The sequence below is a fragment of the Agrobacterium sp. MCAB5 genome, from assembly GCF_052114365.1.
In the GTDB taxonomy this organism is placed as follows: Bacteria; Pseudomonadota; Alphaproteobacteria; order Rhizobiales; family Rhizobiaceae; genus Agrobacterium; species Agrobacterium tumefaciens.
This window is the reverse complement of sequence record NZ_JBFREP010000011.1, coordinates 144,861-164,685: the sequence shown is the minus strand read 5'-3', so window position 1 is coordinate 164,685 and position 19,825 is coordinate 144,861. Positions and strand designations below refer to the sequence as shown.

The 19,825-nt window shown below is 59.2% G+C and carries 15 protein-coding genes; 8 read left to right on the top strand and 7 right to left on the bottom strand.

Going from position 1 to position 19,825, the window contains the following annotated elements; all coding sequences use genetic code 11:
* Window positions 1–22: 22 nt before the first annotated feature.
* From cydB to AB4Z23_RS22085, 6 genes are all read right to left on the bottom strand, one after another.
* Window positions 23–1,180 carry a cytochrome d ubiquinol oxidase subunit II gene (gene cydB / locus AB4Z23_RS22110; protein WP_441360772.1) on the bottom strand — a complete coding sequence of 386 codons (1,158 nt, stop codon included), beginning with the start codon at window positions 1,178–1,180 and terminating at the stop codon, window positions 23–25.
* Between the two features lie 6 nt (window positions 1,181–1,186).
* Window positions 1,187–2,764 (bottom strand): cytochrome ubiquinol oxidase subunit I, encoded by a 1,578-nt coding sequence (locus AB4Z23_RS22105; RefSeq protein ID WP_013762083.1) that lies wholly within the window; start codon window positions 2,762–2,764, stop codon window positions 1,187–1,189.
* 69 nt (window positions 2,765–2,833) lie between these two features.
* Window positions 2,834–4,525 (bottom strand): thiol reductant ABC exporter subunit CydC, encoded by a 1,692-nt coding sequence (cydC, locus tag AB4Z23_RS22100; RefSeq protein WP_441360771.1) that lies wholly within the window; start codon window positions 4,523–4,525, stop codon window positions 2,834–2,836.
* Window positions 4,522–6,306, bottom strand: a complete 1,785-nt coding sequence (gene cydD, locus AB4Z23_RS22095; protein WP_441360796.1) for a thiol reductant ABC exporter subunit CydD — start codon at window positions 6,304–6,306, stop codon at window positions 4,522–4,524. Before cydD ends, cydC begins: the two co-directional genes overlap by 4 nt.
* A 17-nt stretch (window positions 6,307–6,323) precedes the next feature.
* Window positions 6,324–6,899 carry a GbsR/MarR family transcriptional regulator gene (locus AB4Z23_RS22090; protein ID WP_013762080.1) on the bottom strand — a complete coding sequence of 192 codons (576 nt, stop codon included), beginning with the start codon at window positions 6,897–6,899 and terminating at the stop codon, window positions 6,324–6,326.
* A gap of 291 nt (window positions 6,900–7,190) precedes the next feature.
* A complete protein-coding gene (locus AB4Z23_RS22085) occupies window positions 7,191–8,222 on the bottom strand; it encodes an L-idonate 5-dehydrogenase (RefSeq protein WP_111801364.1) in 1,032 nt (343 codons plus the stop codon).
* A gap of 220 nt (window positions 8,223–8,442) precedes the next feature.
* Here AB4Z23_RS22085 and AB4Z23_RS22080 point away from each other — a divergent pair, with 220 nt between their 5' ends.
* The 3 genes from AB4Z23_RS22080 (at window position 8,443) to AB4Z23_RS22070 (ending at window position 11,291) form a co-directional block, all read left to right on the top strand.
* The gene (locus AB4Z23_RS22080) at window positions 8,443–9,198 is read left to right on the top strand and encodes an SDR family oxidoreductase (RefSeq protein ID WP_025595224.1); all 756 of its coding nucleotides are present in this window, start codon (window positions 8,443–8,445) and stop codon (window positions 9,196–9,198) included.
* Between the two features lie 43 nt (window positions 9,199–9,241).
* Window positions 9,242–10,135 carry an NAD(P)-dependent oxidoreductase gene (locus AB4Z23_RS22075; RefSeq protein WP_441360795.1) on the top strand — a complete coding sequence of 298 codons (894 nt, stop codon included), beginning with the start codon at window positions 9,242–9,244 and terminating at the stop codon, window positions 10,133–10,135.
* A gap of 172 nt (window positions 10,136–10,307) precedes the next feature.
* A complete protein-coding gene (locus tag AB4Z23_RS22070; protein WP_035200637.1) occupies window positions 10,308–11,291 on the top strand; it encodes an aldose 1-epimerase in 984 nt (327 codons plus the stop codon).
* A gap of 20 nt (window positions 11,292–11,311) precedes the next feature.
* Here AB4Z23_RS22070 and AB4Z23_RS22065 read toward each other — a convergent pair whose 3' ends face one another.
* Entirely contained in the window at window positions 11,312–11,773 is a 462-nt protein-coding gene (locus AB4Z23_RS22065) for an Lrp/AsnC family transcriptional regulator (RefSeq protein ID WP_003498392.1), read from the bottom strand.
* Window positions 11,774–11,941: 168 nt separating this feature from the next.
* Here AB4Z23_RS22065 and AB4Z23_RS22060 point away from each other — a divergent pair, with 168 nt between their 5' ends.
* From AB4Z23_RS22060 to glgC, 5 genes are all read left to right on the top strand, one after another.
* On the top strand, window positions 11,942–12,655 hold the full coding sequence (locus AB4Z23_RS22060; protein WP_025595226.1) for an aspartate/glutamate racemase family protein: 714 nt from the start codon (window positions 11,942–11,944) through the stop codon (window positions 12,653–12,655).
* Window positions 12,656–13,426, top strand: coding sequence for a class II glutamine amidotransferase (locus tag AB4Z23_RS22055; protein ID WP_004431819.1), 771 nt, complete (start codon window positions 12,656–12,658; stop codon window positions 13,424–13,426).
* A gap of 440 nt (window positions 13,427–13,866) precedes the next feature.
* Window positions 13,867–16,329 (top strand): glycogen/starch/alpha-glucan phosphorylase, encoded by a 2,463-nt coding sequence (locus tag AB4Z23_RS22050; RefSeq protein WP_004431815.1) that lies wholly within the window; start codon window positions 13,867–13,869, stop codon window positions 16,327–16,329.
* Window positions 16,329–18,536, top strand: coding sequence for a 1,4-alpha-glucan branching protein GlgB (glgB, locus tag AB4Z23_RS22045; RefSeq protein WP_174046229.1), 2,208 nt, complete (start codon window positions 16,329–16,331; stop codon window positions 18,534–18,536). Before AB4Z23_RS22050 ends, glgB begins: the two co-directional genes overlap by 1 nt.
* Window positions 18,537–18,558: 22 nt before the next feature.
* Complete coding sequence (glgC, locus tag AB4Z23_RS22040; protein WP_004431809.1) at window positions 18,559–19,821, top strand: glucose-1-phosphate adenylyltransferase; 1,263 nt, start codon at window positions 18,559–18,561, stop codon at window positions 19,819–19,821.
* The last annotated feature ends 4 nt before the right edge of the window (window positions 19,822–19,825 follow it).

Here is a 19,825-nt window from a genome sequence, read left to right as displayed (position 1 = left end):
ATCTCCTTGTATTTGTTCGATATTAATAAGCGTGGCCGCTGTCTTCACGGATCGCCTTTTCATCCACCTTGCCCCACAGCACGCGGTAGACCCATGAGGTGTAAGCGACGATGAGGGGGATGAAGATGAGGGCGACGACCAGCATGATGAATAGCGTCATATGGCTCGACGATGCGTCCCAGACCGTCAGGCTCGATTTCGGATCGATCGAAGAGGGCAGGATGAAGGGAAACATCGTCAGACCGACCGTCGAGATGATGCCGAATATGGCAAGCGAACTGGAAAGCAGCGCCAGCACCTCACGCCCGCCCCTTAACAACAGGAAGGCGACGAGCGGGAAGGCAAGACCGAGCGCCGGTGCCAGCATCATCCATGGATGGGCCGCGTAATTCGCAAACCAGACGCCGCTTGCGACCTCGACCGTCTTTGACAATGGATTGGACGGACCGTCGGTCACGACTTCCGAGGTGAAGCGATACCCGTCGATACCGAGCCACAACAATACGCCACCAAGCGCAAAGAGAACTGTGGTGGCAAGTGCTGCAATGCTGCCGAAACTGCGGGCACGCGCAGCGACCGGCCCTTCGGTCTTCAGCACCAGCCAGGCCGCACCATGCATCACCAGCATGCAAACGGAAACGAGGCCGCAAAGGATTGCGTAAGGGTTGAGAAGCTCGAACAAAGTCGTGCCGTCGTAAAAAATCCTGAGGTCATCGTTGAAGCGGAAGGGTACGCCCTGCAGCACATTGCCGATCGCCACACCGAAAATCAGGGCGGGAACAAAGCCACCGACAAACAGCGCCCAATCCCAGGTATTGCGCCATGTCGTACTCTCGCGCTTGGAGCGGTATTTGAACCCCACCGGCCGCAGGATCAGCGCAAATAGTGTGGCGAACATCGCCAGGTAAAAACCTGAAAACGACACCGCATAAAGCGGCGGCCACGCGGCGAAGATGGCGCCGCCACCAAGGATGAGCCAGACCTGATTGCCTTCCCATACCGGGCCGATGGAATTGATGACGACACGCCGCTCGAGATCCGTTTTCGCAACGAAAGGCAGCAGCGCGCCCGTGCCAAGATCGAAACCGCCGGTCACGGCAAAACCGATCAGCACCACGCCAAGCAGCAGCCACCAGATGACGCGGAGGACTTCGTAGTCGATGAGTTGATGCAATATCATGATCGTTTACTCCGCAGCGACGAGTTTTTCAGGAACGAGCGGCGCTTCCGGCTCGTGATCCGGATCCGGCCCCTTGCGGATCGCCTTCAGCATCAGCCCCATTTCGACGATGAACAGCACCGTATAGATGGCGATGAAGCAGAGAAGCGTAATCAGAACCGTTGAAGCGCTGAGGCTGGAGACGGCGGCGGCCGTCGGCAGCACGCCCTCGATGATCCATGGCTGACGGCCGAATTCCGCGACCACCCAGCCCATTTCCGCAGCAATCCACGGCAGCGGAATGGCGAAGACGGCCACCTTCAGCAAGAACGGATAGTGATCCAGCCGGCGCCGTGCCGAGAGATAAAAGAAGGTCGCCGTCAACAGGATGAAGAACATGCCAAGACCGACCATGATGCGGAACGCCCAGAACAGCGTCGGCACATGCGGGATGGTATCGGCGGCGGCCTTGGCAATCTGCTCCTCCGTCGCCTGGCGCGGATCGTCGACATAACGTTTCAGCAACAGGGCGTAACCAAGCTCGTGGCCGAGTTCCGCAAAGGTGCCACGCACCTCTTCGGGCAGTTCCGCGCCCTTGCCGGTGGCACGTATCTGCATCAGCGCATCATAGGCCTTGATGCCATCGCGGATGCGGGTCTTTGCGAGTTCCACCAGATCGTTGATGCCGGGGATTTCCGTGTCCAGCGAGCGCGTGCCGATAAGGCCCATCACCCACGGAATTTTTACGGCGAAATGCGTCTCCCGGGCTTCCTGATCAGGAAAACCGATGGCAGTAAAGGGGGCGGGTGCCGGTTCCGTTTCCCACATGGCTTCGATCGAGGCGAGCTTCATCTTCTGGTGTTCGGTCGAAAGATAACCGCTTTCATCACCCAGCACGACGACCGACAGTGCAGCAGCCAGGCCGAAAGAAGCGGCAACCGTCATCGACCGCTTGGCGAGATCGACATGGCGGCCTTTCAGCACGTACCAGGCGGAAACGCCGAGCACGAAGATGGAGGCAGTGACATAACCCGCAGAAACCGTGTGCACGAACTTCGCCTGGGCGACCGGGTTCATCAGCACCGCGAAGAAATCCGTCACCTCCATGCGCATGGTCTGGGGGTTGAAAGCCGATCCCGTCGGGTTCTGCATCCAGCCATTGGCGATCAATATCCACAACGCCGAGAAGTTCGAGCCGATCGCCACGCACCATGTTGCGATGAGATGGCCGAGCTTGGACAGCTTGTCCCAGCCGAAAAAGAACAGACCGACRAAGGTGGCTTCCAGAAAGAAAGCCATCATTCCTTCGATCGCCAGCGGCGCACCGAAGATATCGCCGACATAGTGGCTGTAATAACTCCAGTTCATGCCGAACTGGAATTCCATGACGATGCCGGTGGAAACACCAAGCACGAAGTTGATGCCGAACAATGTACCCCAGAATTTCGTCATCTGCCGCCAGATGGTGCGGCCGGTCATGACATAGACCGTTTCCATGATGGCGATCACCACGGACAGTCCGATCGTCAGGGGAACGAATAGAAAGTGATATAAAGCGGTAACAGCGAATTGCAGGCGCGATAGCGCCACGATGTCGAGTTCCATGTTTTTACCCCACCTTTCAGGAAAGGCCGGCCTTCTGTTACGAAACGGCGCCGGCCCTGAAAAAATCACTCAGTCCGGACGCAATGTTTGCAGCATTACGTCGTATTCCGGGGTGCCGCTTTGACATTGATCAAGTTGGCGCCCCTCTCTCAGCACGATGATGCGATCGGCAAATTCCGCCTCACGGCGATTGTGGGTTATCATCACGACAGTCTTGCCTTCCGCCCTTGCAAACAGCCGGCCGAGCACGTCACGGGCGGTTTCGCCGTCCAGCCCTTCCGTCACCTCGTCGAGAAGCCAGAGTGGTTTGTCGCGTAGAAGGAAACGGGCAAGGGCGAGCCGTCGTGACTGCCCGCCGGAGAGACCCTGCCCCGCCTCGCCAAGTCTCGTATCCAGCCCTGCGGCGAGGGTTCTGACATGCTCGCCAAGGCCTGCCGATTGCAGGGCATCCCACAGTTCACGCTCGGTCGCGGCAGGTTTTGCCAGCCTCAGATTATCAGCGATGCTGTCTCGGAAAAGCTGACTTCTCTGCGTCATGAGCGAGCAAGGCAAAGCGCTGACCCTGCCCGCCGCCGGTTGCACTTCACCAGCCAGAAGCTGGATGAGGCTGGTCTTGCCTGCACCGCTCGGCCCGATAATCGCAATCGTCTCTCCGGCGGCGATTGCAAGGTTGATATTCGTCAGGACAGGATTTTCGTTCCCATCCCGCTCCAGCCGCACACCATCAAGCTCAGCCACCAGGCCCATGGCAGGCACGCGCGGACAGTTGGCGGCTGCCTCGGCGGAAAGACGCGGCGCAATGCGTCTTGCCGAAAAAAGCGTGCGCCCGAGTTCCATTGCACCACGGCGCAGCGCCGTGAAGGGCTCCAGCGCGGCGAAACATACGAGCAGGCCGAGGGCGGCAGTCGGCGCGGTCACAACGYCCTGCTCCGCAAGCCAGGCCATGCCGAGGAGAGCCGCACTCAAAAGAACCGCCGCTGAGATGCCGAATGAAAAACCGGCATTGGTTTCGATCCGGTTCAAGCGGTCATCGCARGCGAGCAGATAATTGTCGGCCCGTTCAATCGCCGCAACCTGCGCGGAGAGACGGGCAGTCGTGAGCAATTCCACCTGCCCGTTGACCAAGTCCGCCGTGCGGGCACGAAGCGCTTCAAGCCCGATTGCCCGGCGACGCGCAAATTTTTCCGCCGTCAACGCCGAGCGCACTGAAATGCCAAGACCCGCCGCAATGAGGAAGAGGGCCGCCAGAACGCCCGCAAGCGGATTGAGGAGGGCAAGACCGATGCCTGTTGCGATTGCGGCGAGGATTGCGACGGCGGCGGGTACCAGCACGCGCAGATAAAGCGAATCCAGCGCGTCGATATCCGCAGTCAGCCGGTTCAGCAGGCGGGCGGGCCTCGCCTCCAGATGTTTCGCCGCCTGCGGTGCGGCAAAGCCACGAAACAGCTTTTCGCGAAGCGCTGCAAGCACGGACAGCGTCGCCTCATGGGTGGTCATGCGTTCGCCATAACGGGCAGCGGTGCGTGACAACGCCAGCAGACGGATGGCCGCCGATGGCGCAAAGACGTCGAAAGCATAGGCCGTCGCKGGGACCAGACCGGCAATCGCGGTYGCAGTAATGAACCAGCCGGAAACGCCGAGAAGGCCTATACCCGCCAGCACCGTGGTTGCTGCCAGAACCGCGCCAACGAGCAGCATGCCGCGACGCGCCGACCAGAACAGGGAAATAACAGGTTTCAATATCGCAAAACGCGCGATCATGACTGCCCCCTCGAATGGATCGTCGTCATATCCACGACCCTGTCCATGCGCGCGGCGAGCACAGGATCATGGGTTGCGACGATCAATGTCCTGCCTTTTGCGAGTTGCAGCAGGTTTTCGGTGACGAGCGCAGCCGTCTCCCGGTCAAGATGCGCTGTCGGTTCATCGACCAGCACAAGCTGCGTCGCCGGATCGGCGAAAGCACGCGCAATGGCGAGGCGCACCGCCTCCCCGCCCGAAATACCGTAGCCGCCGTCTCCTATAGGCAGATGCCGGCGTGCTTTCGACAATGCATCCAGCCCGGTGCAGCGCAGCGTCTCATCGACCATGCCTTCGCTGACACCGGCGCGGCCAAAGCGAATATTCGCCTTCAGGGAACCGGCAAAAAAGAACGGCTTCTGGCTGACCCAGCCGATTGTCTTGCGCAGTCCATCGGCCGTCGCATGACCAAGCGTTACGCCCCCGATCCCTATTGTACCGCTGTCAGCCTCGGCCAAGCCGGCAATCAAGGAGAGTACAGTGGATTTACCACAACCGGAAGGCCCAAGAATCGCAACTGTCTCGCCTGACTGGACCGTAAGATTTAGATTCCGAATGACAGGCGGAGCATTCGGATAGGCGAAGGAGAGATTAGCCAACTCCACCAGACCGGGCGTCGGAAAAGGGGCCATTGCGACCTCCTTACCCTCACCCACGATGGCTTTGCCAGCCCGCGTCAATGTGTCGAGCGCGCCCAGCGCCGCCTCGCCGGCTGCGCGGTCGTGCCAGACGGCGGACAACTCCCGCAGCGGTTCGAAAAAGGCAGGCGCCAGAAGCAGGATGAACAGCCCCTCGGCAAGTGTCAGCTTCTCGCCCCACGCGCCAAAATCGAGAAAACCGAGCAGATGGAAACCGATATAAACGGCGGTCATGGCAACGCCGAGGGCAGCGAAAAGCTCCAGCACCGCCGAGGACAGAAAGGCGATCCGCAGGACAGCCATCGTCCGCTTCTTGAGGTTCTCTGCGTCCGTCCGCAGCCGTCCAGCGGTCAGATCAACGGCTTCCAGTGCGCGGATCGTTTCCAGGCCGCGCAGGCGATCGAGTAGGAAAGCATTCATGTTGCCGGTCTCGGCCAGCTGCTTTTCAGTGGCAGCCTTCGCCTGCCAGCCGATCAGCGCCATGAAAAGCGGGATAGTGGGCATGGAAAGCAGCAGAACAAGCGCCGCAATCCAGGTAAATGGCAGGATTGCCAGCACGAAAACCAAGGGGACAATGGTAGCTTTCATCCGCGCAGGCTGGAACCTGGAGAGATAAGGTACCAGCGCTTCGGCTGCCTCTGCGATAACGCTTGCCGCCTCGCCGGAGGCCGTACGCGCCAGATCAAGCGGCGACACCTCCGCAACGGCATGAAGCGCTTGCAGCCGCCGCCGCGAAAGGGCGGCACGCGCGGCGCGAAACGACAGTCTCGCAGCAACTTTTTCCAGCCATGCCTTGATGAGACCGAGAATGAGAACAGCCACGGCCGCCGGCAGGATCGCCGTCATCGGCGCACCGTCGGCAATGTTTCCGACCGAAAATGCAAGCAAACCCGCCTGCGGCAACCAGAGCAGAGCCGGCAGGACATGCAGCAGGGCGACCGATCTTCCTACCGCGGGTGCCTTCGCGATTTCCGCCATACCGACACCCTTGTCATTGGTGGATTTACCGAAGAAGCGCCGCCGCGCCTTATCGGGAGAGACCGCCGCTGGAACTGGACAGTCTGCATCATCGCCATTGGCGGATTGCCGGATTTCTGCGGACATGCTCACGGACGATCTCCTCACCTGTCCTTCTTGGCACGGGGTCTGGCAAGAGAGACGATCTTGTCCTTGGCCTCCAGAAGCTTCGTGACCTTCGAGCCGAGTGCCAGAAGCGAAGCCAACCGCTCCGTCTCCAGCTTCTTCACATCGTCATACCAGCCGGTGAGCTGCTCGATCAGCGTTTTCATCTCATCGATGCGCTTCTGCGCATGCCGCTCCTCTTCGTTTTCCGGCTTCTCCATCAGGATTTCACGAAGCACGCTGAGTGTCGGGTCGATCTCGCGCTTCTTGCGCTCTTCGGCAAGGGTGCGCAGAATTTGCCACACATCCTCCGGCGTCGTGAAAAAATCGCGCCGGTCGCCGGGGAAATGCTTGAGAATTGCAAGGTTCCATGCCTGAAGCTCCTTCAGGCTCATCGACACATTGGAACGGGAAATGCCGAGCGACTCGACAATGTCGTCCGCGCAGAGCGGCTTCGGCGAGATGTAAAGCAAAGCATAGACCTGGCCGACCGTGCGGTTGATGCCCCAGCGGCTGCCCATCTCGCCGAAATGCAGCACGAAGGACTGAACGAGCGGAGAAAGATTGGTGGGCATTTCTTTGCTTCCTGTATTTTCAGTAATTTTTGAAATTTCGATAAAGCAAAAAATGGCAATCGGCAAATCACCTTTTTGACCTGCGTCAAAATGTGCAAATCAGAAGAGGCAAAGTCTGCCGGGGATCAGGGCTGCGCCCTCTGGCACACTTTCACAGCCCGCGATGCACGAAATGATATCGATAACATCAAACACATCTTGTTGTAGATGGAAGCGCGCGCATGAAAAATCGGCGGCGGATTAATCCACCGCCGATCAAGACGTCGACAAACCGGCGTGCGCAATAGGCGCTTACGAAAAAGCGATCTGCACCTTCATTGCGCGGCTGCGGTCGGAGGCAAATTCGAAGGCCGAGATGGCGTCATCGAGGTCCACCGTCTGGGTGATGAACGGCTTGACGTCGATCAGGCCTTTGCGCATCAGTTCGACGCCCGTCGCGAATTCCTCGTGGAACCGGAAAGAGCCGCGCAGATCGAGTTCCTTGGCAGTAATCGCCATCATCGGCAGGCTCATATCGCCACCAAGGCCGAGCTGGACGATGATGCCGCGCGGACGCAACGCCGTAATCCCGCCCGCAAGTGCAACGGCGGCACCGGAGCATTCATAGAGAACGTCGAAGGTTCCCTTGTTCGCGCCGTACGTCGCCAGCGCATCAGGCTCATCCTTGCTGTTTATGACGCGGTCCGCGCCCGCTTCCCGCGCCTTGGCAAGCGTGAAGTCCGAAAGATCGGTCGCGACGATTTCAGCGGCACCGGCACGGCGGGCAGACAGGATGGAGAGAATGCCGATGGGGCCGCAGCCGGTGACGAGCACGCGTTTTCCGAGCAAATCGCCGGCGCGGCGGGTGGCATGGAGTGTTACCGCCAGCGGTTCCGCCATAGCTGCCTCACCGGCACTCAAACCGTCGGCCGGAACGCATTGCAGGGCATCCGCGATGAGAACCTCGCGGAAAGCGCCCTGAATATGCGGAAACGGCATGGCGCTGCCATAAAAGCGCATGTTGAGGCACTGATTGTGCAGGCCTTCCTGGCAAAAGCGGCAGGTCCTGCACGGACGGGACGGCGAAACCGCGACCAGACCGCCAACCTTCAGCCCCTCGACGCCCTCGCCCAGTTCCTCAACAATGGCGGAGACCTCATGTCCCAGCACCATTGGTTCGCGAAGCCGTACCGCGCCGAAACCGCCGTGATTGTAATAGTGAAGATCGCTGCCGCAAATCCCGCCCCGAGCCAGACGAAGACGCACTTCTCCTGCCCCCGGCGCCTCCTCCGGCCGCTCCTCGATGCGCACATCCTTTGCCCCGTGGGCGACAATCGCTCTCATAAATATCTCCCGTTCGATATCGCGCCTTAAACGGCGCAACAAAATAATCCCTATCCCAATCATTGCCGCCGGCCGCGTCTCCGCCGCCCTGCAGCCTCCCCGCGCGCATGTTGCGTACCGGAAACAGGCGTTTAAGCCTTGACATCCACGTCTGAAAGGGATGAATGTTATCGATAACATAAACCGGCATGAAAGCAATGTCGAGAGACTGGAGGAAACAGTGGGCCTTAATTTGTTCGATCTTTCCGGCCGCCGCGCCCTGATCACCGGCTCGTCGCAGGGCATCGGCTTTGCGCTGGCGCAGGGCCTGGTGGAGGCGGGAGCCGAAGTGGTGCTGAACGGCCGCGACGAGGCAAAGCTGAAAGCAGCCGCCGCAGGCATCAAGGGTGCCAAGACGCTCGCCTTCGATGCCACCGATCATGATGCGGTGCGCAAGGCCATCGACGGTTTCGAGGCGGAAGTCGGCCCCATCGATATTCTGGTCAACAATGCCGGCATGCAGCACCGCACACCGCTGGAGGATTTTCCGGCCGACGCCTTCGAGCGCCTGTTACAGACAAACATCGCCTCGGTGTTCCACGCAGGGCAAGCCGTCGCGCGTCATATGATCAGCCGTGGACGTGGCAAGATCATCAACATCGCCAGCGTCCAGACCGCTCTTGCCCGCCCCGGTATCGCGCCGTACACCGCCACCAAGGGCGCCGTCGGCAATCTGACGAAGGGCATGGCGACGGACTGGGCGAAATATGGCCTGCAGTGCAACGCCATTGCGCCGGGCTATTTCGACACGCCGCTCAACGCGGCCCTGGTGGCAGACGAGACGTTTTCAGCATGGCTTGAAAAACGCACGCCCGCCGGCCGCTGGGGCAAGGTCGAAGAGCTTGTCGGCGCCTGCATTTTCCTGTCGTCCGATGCCTCGTCTTTCGTGAACGGACATATTCTTTACGTCGACGGCGGCATTACCGCCTCGCTTTGAAGAAGCCGTAACCACGACGCTTTGGGARGAGACCGTGAGCACCATGACCGAGAAGAACAAAATCGCCCTCATYGGCGCTGGCGCGATGGGCGGCGCGATCGGTACGCGGCTGATCGAGACCGGCAATCACCTGACGGTTTTCGATCTGGACGCGGAAAAGGTGGCGGCTTTGACCAGCCTTGGTGCGCATAGCGCCGAGACGGCGGCGCAAGCGGCTTCGSTCTCCGATGTCGTGATCCTCAGCCTCAATTCGCCGAAAATCGTCCGCGCCGCCGTTTTCGGCAAAGATGGCGTGGCGGCGGGGGCCAGGCCCGGCACGCTGATCATCGACATGTCCTCCATCGATCCGGAAGCGACAAAAGAACTGGCGGCGGATGCGGCTGAAAAAGGGCTGCGCTGGGTGGACAGCCCGCTTTCCGGCGGCGCGCCGAAGGCACTCGTCGGGCAACTGACCCTGATGGCCGGCGGCACSGAAAAGGATGTGGCCGATGCCCATCGCGTGCTGCGGCACGTGGCCAGCAACTACACCCATATGGGTCCAAGCGGCGCAGGCCAGACGACGAAGCTCATCAATCAGGTTCTTTGCGGGCTGAACTTCCTTGCCGTAGCGGAAGCAACGCAGCTTGCGCTGGATGCCGGCGTCGATGCCGCCAAAATTCCGCAGGCGCTGAAAGGCGGCCGCGCCGACAGCGCAATTCTTCAGGAATATATGCCACGTTACGTGGCGAAGGATTACCGCCGGACTGGCCGCATCGACAATATGGTCAAGGACCTGAACGGCGCGCAGGATCTGGCTCGACGCACCAACACGGCCATGCCGCTGACGGCGGTTTGCGCCGAGGTGCACCGCATGCTGACAGCGGCGGGACTTGGCGGCGAGGATCAGGCCGCCCTAATGGAATTTTTCACCGGCGCGAAACGCACCTTCACGGAATGATTTGCGCCATGGCCAGGGCAATAACACCTTAGAGGCCGAGCTGACGCGAGGTCATTAAGGTGTGCCACCGTCATGGCCATTGCGAAATGTCTCCGCAGCGAAGATGATCGGGCGAATCGGCGGCGCAATCGGCCCGACGGCCGCAGACGCTTGCATGAAGGACAATTTCCCGATGACCACTTCCGCAACAGGCACGGGGATTGCCAGCCTGACCGTTTCCGGAAACGGCTTCAGCGCCGAGATCGCTTATGAGGGCGCGACCCTTCTGAGCTGGCGGCCACGACTTGCCGATGGCAATGAAAAAAACCTTGTCGACGGCTATTCGTCGCTTCAGGAATTGCAGTCGCAGAACGGCGTGAGAAACGGCATTCTCGCCCCCTTCACCAATCGCATTCCTCAGGGCCAATTTAAATTTGGCGGGGAGATGCACCGTATCGAGCCGGTGCTTGCCCACGAGGACCTCGTCTTCCACGGATTTGCCCGTGCCCTGCCCTTCGCCCTCGACCGRTCTTTCGAGGAAAACGACGCGCACATTATCGTCTTTCGTGCCGAGATATTGCCGGCCGAATTCAAGGGCTATCCCTACCATCTCGCCATCGAGGTGGAATACCGGTTTGCCGGCCATGCGGTTACCATCGATATACGCGGCATCAATGGCGACGACCGGCCTTTRCCCTTYGCGGCCGGCTGGCATCCCTATTTCCGTCTGCCCGGCATATCCTCCATCGACGATCTCCTTCTCACCCTACCGTCGCGAACAGCGATCAAAACGGACGAGAATTTGATACCACTCACCGACAGTGAGACGGGCATTCTCAAACGGGACGATGCAGCGTTTCTTTCTGCCGCGCCGCTCGCAGGCCATGTGCTGGATGTCTGCTTTACCGATCTGATCCCATCCGCAAACGGGCTTTACGAGACTAGGATCGAAAACCGGAACGATGGTTCGAGCCTGACCGTTTGGCAGGAGCGCGGCCACATGCATGTCTTTACCGGCGATACGCTTGCCCGCGACAGGCGAAAATCCATCGCGCTCGAACCTGTGGAAACACCGACAAACGCCTTCAACCAGCCGCAACTTGAAGCGGACATCACCCTTCAACCGGGCGAGACCCGAAGTTTCCGCTTTGGTTTCCGTTTTGAAGCCGAGAGCTGAAAAAAGACCAAATATTGCGATCAGATATGCGTCGTCGGGAGTGAAGACGACAGCTTCACCGTCTCCATGGAGATATAGGCGGACATGTCGTAAAGCTCGACCCGCCGGAGGATCTGTTTGTAGATGGTGTCGTAATATTCGACATTTGGCAGCACGAGTTTCAGAATATAATCGAAATTGCCGGTCAGCCGGTGCACCTCGACGATCTCCGGTATGGTGCTGACGGCGGCATGGAACCGGTCCAGCCAGTCCTCCGCATGCAGGCCGGTTCTCACAAGCAGGAAAACCGTGGTCGGCAGGTTGATTTTCCGCCGGTCGAGCAGCGCCATCGTGCCGGTCACATATCCTTCCGCACGCAGACGCGTGATACGGCGGGAACAGGCGGAAAGCGATAAYGACACCTCATCCGCGATATCGGCGAGAGGTGTTTCTGCATTCTCCTGGAGAATCGCAAGGATTCGGCGGTCACGGTCGTCAATCATTGCTCAAGAATGCATCATCTAACGTAGTGGCGCAAGAAATTTGCGAGCTGAGCATAATGCACGCCCAGAATTTGCAATCTGCCTTCTAAATCCCTGAAAAAACGCATGCCGTTTTCATCGCGGCAATGGCATTCTTGTCATCAATCAAACTTTTATAAGGGAACGCCTATGAAACGGATCGGTCTGATCGGCGGCATGAGCTGGGAATCCACCGCAACCTATTATCGCATGATCAACGAGGCCGTTCGTGACAGCCGCGGTGGGCTCGTATCGGCCGATATCGTCATGCATTCGCTCGATTTTTCCGAGGTTGTCGCCCTTCAGAAGGCCGACCGCTGGGATGAGGCCGGCGCGCTTTTGGGCGCTGCGGGTGCGCGTCTTGCCAATGCGGGTGCCGATTGTGTGCTGATCTGCACCAACACCATGCACCTCGTTGCGGAAACCGTTGAAAAAATGTCGGGCGTCACTCTCATCGACATCATTGACGAAACTGCCACCGCATTGAAGGCGGATGGACGCCGCAAGCCGCTTCTGCTCGCCACACGCTACACGATGGAACATGGCTTCTACACCGACCGCATGCGCCGCCACGGCGTCGATGTGGTCGTGCCGGATGAGGAAGACAGGGCCGCCATCCACGACATCATTTTTGGCGAATTGTGCCAGGGCGAGATCAAGTCGTGCTCGCGCGAGCGCTACATGTCGGTCATCGAGAAAGCCCGTGCGCTCGGCGTCGATTCCGTCATTCTCGGCTGCACCGAAATTTCCCTGCTGATCGATCCCGATGCCCTGCCTTTGCCGGGCTACGATTCGACCGCCATTCACGCCCAGGCCGCTGTCGGCTTCGCGCTCGAAAACAAGGCCCTGAACAGAGCTGCATGAATGTGCCGCCTTTTTGCCTATTCCGGTAAACCGGTCTGGCTCGACAGTCTTCTGATCGAGCCGGAAGCATCGCTGGTCAGCCAGTCCATGGCCGCAAGGGAAGCKAAAACCGTCGTCAACGGCGACGGTTGCGGTCTTGGCTGGTATGGCGAGCGCGGAACGCCCGGCGTTTTTCGCGACACCAGACCCGCCTGGTCCGACGCCAATCTGGCCGCCCTTTGCCACCAGCTCCGCTCGGGCATGTTCATGGCCCACGTCCGCTCCGCSACATCAGGCGAAGTATCCCGTGCCAATTGCCACCCCTTTGCGCATGGTCAATATCTGTTCATGCATAACGGCCAGATCGGCGGCTACGAGCAGATCAGGCGCGACATTGATTCCCTCATACCCGATGATATTTATTCCGCCCGGCGCGGCACCGGCGACAGCGAAGCCATCTTCCTGATTGCCGCCGGCCACGGCCTTGATGCGGACCCGGTTCGGGCCATTTCCACCGCGCTGCGCCTCTGCCTGGAAAAGATGATCGCGGCGGGTGTTTCTTCCGCGTTGCGGTTCAGCGCCGTGTTGATGGATGGCGATTGCCTGCACGCCTTCCGCTGGTCAAGCGACGACAAGCCGCCAACGCTTTACTGGCGCGGGCTTGAAGAGGGCATCGCGCTAAGCTCGGAACCCTTTTCCTTCGATTGCACCCCGTGGTGTGCGGTGCCGCCAAATACCCGGGTGACGATCCGCGCCGGCGGTATGACCACTGAACCTTTTTCCCTGCCGTAAACGTCGCATTTCATGACGACCGAGGCCATTTTTCAGTTTGGCCGCCACCGGTGGGCGCGGCTGCGGCAGCGTCGTGTTTATTTTCATTGAATTATCTCCGCCGCGAAGGCTAGTGTGTGATCCGATAGACCGAAACAGATTTCAGGACCGGTGAACCATTTCAGAAGTGTTGCAGCCCCTCTCCCTTTCTTGAACGATGCCCTGCATCGCAAGGACCATGCAAACCCGTTCATGAATGACGGACAATGGGCAGGCAATGCCTTTGGCGATCCTCGGGACGCTGAAGAAAAAGTGTTATTTTTCATTACCCTAAGCTGTTCAAATTTCCACAAAAAATGCTGTTGCCACGCCTCCATATCGATGCATAAACTGGCATCAGTAAAGGCAAACCGGATCGACCTCATCAGACCCTCTCCTCCCACCAAGGTGCTGACCGACCAATGATCAATAATCTAAACGCCGCCGATCTTCCCCGTCCCGCCCCGCGCAGTTCCAACCCGGAAATCATGGCAGCGGAAATCATCGAGCGCCTCACCTACCGTATCGGCAAGGACGTAAAAGTTGCCAAGCCGCATGACTGGCTGACCGCGACCATTCTCGTCGTCCGTGACCGCATCATCGACAAGTGGATGGCCTCCACCCGCAAGGCCTATGCCAACAATTCCAAGCGCGTTTATTACCTGTCGCTCGAGTTTCTGATCGGTCGCCTGATGCGCGATGCGATCTCCAATATCGGGCTGATGCACGAAATCAGGGACGCGCTTTCTTCGCTCGGCGTCGATCTCGATGTCATTGCCGGACTGGAACCGGATGCGGCACTTGGCAATGGCGGCCTTGGCCGTCTCGCTGCCTGTTTCATGGAATCGATGGCAACCGTCGATATTCCCGCCTATGGCTACGGCATCCGTTATGTGCACGGCCTTTTCCGCCAGCAGATGGCGGACGGATGGCAGGTGGAATTGCCGGAGACGTGGCTGGCGCACGGCAATCCCTGGGAATTCGAACGTCGCGAAAGCTCGTATGAAATCGGCTTTGGCGGATCGGTGGAAACCATCGGTGGATATGAGGAGCCGCAGCGCTTCGTCTGGAAACCKGCCGAACGCGTCATTGCCATGGCTTACGACACGCCTGTCGTCGGCTGGCGCGGCACCCGCGTCAACACCTTGCGCCTATGGTCGGCGCAGCCTATCGAYCCCATTCTGCTTGCCGCCTTCAATGCCGGCGACCACATCGGCGCGCTGCGGGAAAGCAACAAGGCCGAAAGCCTGACGCGCGTTCTCTACCCCGCCGATGCGACCCCGGCCGGCCAGGAATTGCGTCTGCGGCAGGAGTTTTTCTTCTCCTCCGCCTCCCTGCAGGACATTCTGCGCCGTCACCTGCAGCAATATCCGGATTTCACCTCGCTGCCCGACAAGGTTTCGATCCAGCTCAACGACACGCATCCGGCCATTTCCATCTGCGAAATGATGCGCCTGCTATGCGATGTCCACGGCCTTGAATTCGACGAAGCCTGGAAGATCACGCAGGGCACCTTCTCCTACACCAACCACACGCTTTTGCCCGAAGCGCTGGAAAGCTGGCCCGTCCCGCTGCTCGAGCGGCTTTTGCCGAGGCACATGCAGATCGTCTATGCGATCAATGCCAATACGCTGGTATACGCCCGCAAGGAAAAGAAGATGCCGGATCAGCAGATCCGGTCCATCTCGCTGATCGACGAAAACGGTGAGCGGCGCGTGCGCATGGGCAATCTCGCCTTCATCGGCTCGCATTCCATCAACGGTGTCTCGGCACTTCATACCGAACTGATGAAGGAAACGGTCTTTGCCGACCTGCACAGCCTTTATCCCGAGCGCATCAACAACAAGACCAACGGCATCACCCCGCGCCGCTGGCTGATGCAGTGCAACCCCGGCCTGACCGGATTGATCCGGGAAGCGATCGGCGACGATTTCCTCGACGATGCGGAAAAGCTGACAGCGCTCGACCGCTTCGCCGACGATGCCGGTTTCCGCGAAAAATTTGCCGAAGTGAAGCGTCTGAACAAGGTGCGGCTTGCCAATACGGTGGCGCAACGCATGGGCATCCGTGTCGATCCCTCGGCCATGTTCGACATCCAGATCAAGCGCATCCATGAATATAAGCGCCAGCTTCTGAACCTTATCGAAACGGTGGCGCTTTACGACCAGATCCGTTCTCACCCGGAACTGGATTGGGTACCGCGCGTTAAGTTCTTCGCAGGCAAGGCAGCGCCGAGTTATCACAACGCGAAGCTGATCATAAAACTTGCCAACGATATTGCCCGGGTCATCAACAACGATCCGGCCGTGCGCGGGCTTCTGAAAGTGGTGTTTATTCCGAACTACAACGTCTCGCTTGCGGAAATCATGGTTCCGGCCGCCGATCTGTCCGAACAGATCTCGACGGCTGGCATGGAAGCCTCGGGCACCGGCAACATGAAGTTYGCGCTGAATGGCGCGCTCACCATCGGCACGCTGGATGGTGCGAACGTCGAAATGCTCGAACATGTCGGCGAGGACAACATCGTCATCTTCGGCATGACGGCGGAGGAGGTGTCGAAAGCGCGCGCCGAGGGCCACAACCCCCGCGCGATTATTGAACAGTCGGTGGAACTGTCGCAGGCGCTGTCATCCATCGCCTCTGGCGTATTCTCACCCGACGACCGCTCCCGCTTTGCCGGGCTGATCGACGGCATTTACAACAGCGACTGGTTCATGGTCGCGGCCGACTTCGACGCCTACGCCGAAGCGCAGCGCAAGGTGGATGCGATCTGGAGCGATCCGGAAAGCTGGTATGCGAAAACAGTCCGTAACACGGCGCGTATGGGCTGGTTCTCGTCCGACAGGACGATCCGGCAATACGCCGCCGATATCTGGAGAGCCTGATGAAAAAACCGCTCAATTCGGCCGAAGAGAAAAAGACTGGCGAAATCACGAAGGCTGAAATCGAGGCGATCAAGAGCGGTTTGCATTCCAACCCCTTTGCACTTCTCGGCGTTCACGAAACGCCGGGAGGTTTTTCTGCACGGTGTTTCATTCCGGGGGCTGAAGAAGTATCTGTCCTCACACTGGACGGATCTTTCGTCGGCGAACTGAAGCAGCTCGATCCGGAGGGTTTCTTTGAAGGCCCGGTCGATCTCACCTCGCGTCAGCCCGTGCGTTATCGCGCCTGTCGCGACGATGCGGAATGGGCAGTGACCGACCCCTACAGCTTTGGTCCGGTTCTTGGACCGATGGACGATTATTTCGTCCGCGAGGGATCGCATCTGCGACTGTTCGACAAGATGGGCGCTCATCCGCTCAAGCTTGAAGGGGTCGAAGGTTTCCACTTCGCCGTCTGGGCTCCCAATGCGCAGCGCGTCTCCGTCGTCGGCGATTTCAACAATTGGGATGGCCGACGGCATGTGATGCGCTTCCGCAAGGATACCGGCATCTGGGAAATTTTCGCACCTGACGTCTATGCTGGCTGCGCCTATAAATTCGAGATTCTCGGCGCAAACGGCGAGCTTCTACCGCTGAAGGCCGACCCCTATGCACGGCGTGGTGAACTGCGGCCGAAGAACGCCTCCGTTACCGCACCGGAGCTGGCGCAGAAATGGGAAGATCAGGCCCACCGGGAACATTGGGCGCAAGTGGACCAGCGCCGGCAGCCGATCAGCATTTACGAGGTGCACGCCGGTTCCTGGCGGCGTCGCGAGGACGGCACCTTCCTCAGCTGGGACGAAATGGCCACCCAGCTCATTCCCTATTGCACGGATATGGGCTTCACCCATATCGAGTTTCTGCCGATCACCGAACATCCCTACGATCCGTCCTGGGGTTACCAGACGACCGGGCTTTATGCCCCGACCGCCCGTTTCGGCGATCCSGAAGGTTTCGCCCGCTTCGTCAACGGCGCCCACAAGGTCGGCATCGGCGTGATCCTCGACTGGGTTCCCGCGCATTTTCCAACCGACGAGCACGGCCTGGGCCTGTTTGACGGGACAGCGCTTTACGAACATGCCGACCCGCGTCAGGGTTTTCAYCCCGACTGGAACACGGCCATCTACAATTTCGGGCGCATCGAGGTATTGTCCTACCTCGTCAACAACGCGCTTTATTGGGCCGAAAAATTCCATCTCGATGGATTGCGCGTCGATGCCGTCGCCTCGATGCTCTATCTCGATTATTCCCGCAAGGAAGGCGAGTGGATCCCCAACGAATATGGCGGGCGCGAGAACCTGGAATCCGTCCGCTTCCTGCAGAAGATGAACTCGCTCGTCTACGGTACCCATCCGGGCGTCATGACCATTGCAGAAGAATCCACCTCCTGGCCGAAAGTGTCGCAGCCGGTTCACGAGGGCGGCCTCGGTTTCGGCTTCAAATGGAATATGGGTTTCATGCACGACACGCTGAGCTATTTCTCGCGTGAGCCGGTGCACCGCAAGTTCCACCATCAGGAACTGACATTCGGCCTTCTTTATGCCTTCACCGAAAATTTCGTGCTGCCGCTTTCCCATGACGAAGTAGTGCACGGCAAGGGATCGTTGATCGCCAAGATGTCCGGCGACGACTGGCAGAAATTTGCCAATCTCCGGTCCTATTACGGCTTCATGTGGGGCTATCCCGGCAAGAAGCTGCTGTTCATGGGGCAGGAGTTCGCCCAGTGGAGCGAATGGAGCGAAAAGGGATCGCTCGACTGGAACCTTCGCCAATATCCGATGCATGAGGGTATGCGCCGCCTCGTGCGCGATCTCAACCTCACCTACCGTTCGAAAGCCGCTCTGCACGCCCGTGACTGCGAACCCGAAGGTTTCCAGTGGCTGGTGGTCGATGATCACGAAAACTCGGTCTTCGCCTGGCTGCGCTCGGCGCCCGGCGAAAAACCGGTTGCGGTTATCTGCAATCTGACCCCGGTCTACCGGGAAAACTATTATGTGCCGCTTCCTGTTGCGGGGCGGTGGCGGGAGATTCTCAACACCGATGCCGAAATTTATGGCGGCAGCGGCAAGGGAAATGGCGGACGCGTTCAGGCGGTCAATGCCGGTGGGGAAATCGGGGCGATGCTCGTCCTGCCGCCCTTGGCAACGATCATGCTCGAACCGGAAAACTGACAGACAGAACGGGAGGACAACCATGTCGGAAAAAAGAGTTCAGCCCCTGGCGCGTGATGCAATGGCCTATGTTCTCGCGGGCGGTAGAGGAAGCCGTTTGAAGGAATTGACRGACCGCCGGGCAAAACCAGCGGTTTATTTTGGCGGTAAGGCCCGCATTATCGATTTTGCACTTTCGAACGCGCTGAATTCCGGCATTCGCCGCATYGGCGTCGCCACGCAATACAAGGCTCACTCCCTCATCCGCCACCTGCAACGCGGCTGGGACTTCTTCCGTCCAGAGCGTAACGAAAGCTTCGACATTCTGCCGGCCTCGCAGCGCGTGTCCGAAACGCAATGGTACGAAGGCACCGCCGACGCCGTTTACCAGAACATCGACATYATCGAGCCCTATGCGCCCGAATATATGGTCATTCTGGCCGGCGACCATATTTACAAGATGGACTACGAATACATGCTGCAACAGCATGTCGATTCCGGCGCGGATGTAACGATCGGTTGCCTTGAAGTGCCACGCAAGGAAGCGTCGGGCTTCGGCGTGATGCATGTGAACGAAAAAGACGAGATCATCGACTTCATCGAAAAGCCGGCCGATCCGCCCGGCATTCCCGGTAATGAGAATTTCGCGCTTGCCTCGATGGGGATCTACGTCTTCCACACAAAATTCCTGATGGAAGCGCTGCGTCGCGATGCCGCCGACCCCACCTCCAGCCGCGACTTCGGCAAGGACATCATTCCCTACATTGTCCAGCACGGCAAAGCCGTCGCGCACCGTTTTGCGGACTCCTGCGTGCGTTCGGATTTCGAGCACGGACCCTACTGGCGCGATGTCGGAACCATCGATGCCTATTGGCAGGCCAATATCGACCTGACGGATGTGGTGCCTGACCTCGATATCTATGACAAGTCCTGGCCGATCTGGACCTATGCRGAAATCACTCCGCCGGCGAAATTCGTGCATGACGATGAGGACCGCCGCGGTTCTGCCGTGTCGTCGGTTGTGTCAGGCGATTGCATCATTTCCGGCGCCGCCCTCAACCGTAGCCTTCTGTTCACAGGCGTGCGCGCCAATTCATACTCCCGCCTTGAGAATGCCGTAGTACTGCCGAGTGTAAAGATCGGGCGCCACGCCCAGCTCAGCAACGTCGTCATCGACCATGGAGTGGTCATTCCGGAAGGACTGATTGTAGGAGAAGACCCCGAACTGGATGCCAAACGTTTCCGGCGCACGGAAAACGGCATTTGCCTTATCACCCAATCGATGATCGACAAGCTGGACCTGTAGAGCC

Coding starts and splice junctions, on each gene's coding strand:
- cydB (WP_441360772.1), bottom strand. CDS start 1,180: ATGATATTGCATCAACTCATCGACTACGAAGTCCTCCGCGTCATCTGG.
- cydD (WP_441360796.1), bottom strand. CDS start 6,306: ATGTCCGCAGAAATCCGGCAATCCGCCAATGGCGATGATGCAGACTGT.
- AB4Z23_RS22090 (WP_013762080.1), bottom strand. CDS start 6,899: ATGCCCACCAATCTTTCTCCGCTCGTTCAGTCCTTCGTGCTGCATTTC.
- AB4Z23_RS22085 (WP_111801364.1), bottom strand. CDS start 8,222: ATGAGAGCGATTGTCGCCCACGGGGCAAAGGATGTGCGCATCGAGGAG.
- AB4Z23_RS22060 (WP_025595226.1), top strand. CDS start 11,942: ATGAAACGGATCGGTCTGATCGGCGGCATGAGCTGGGAATCCACCGCA.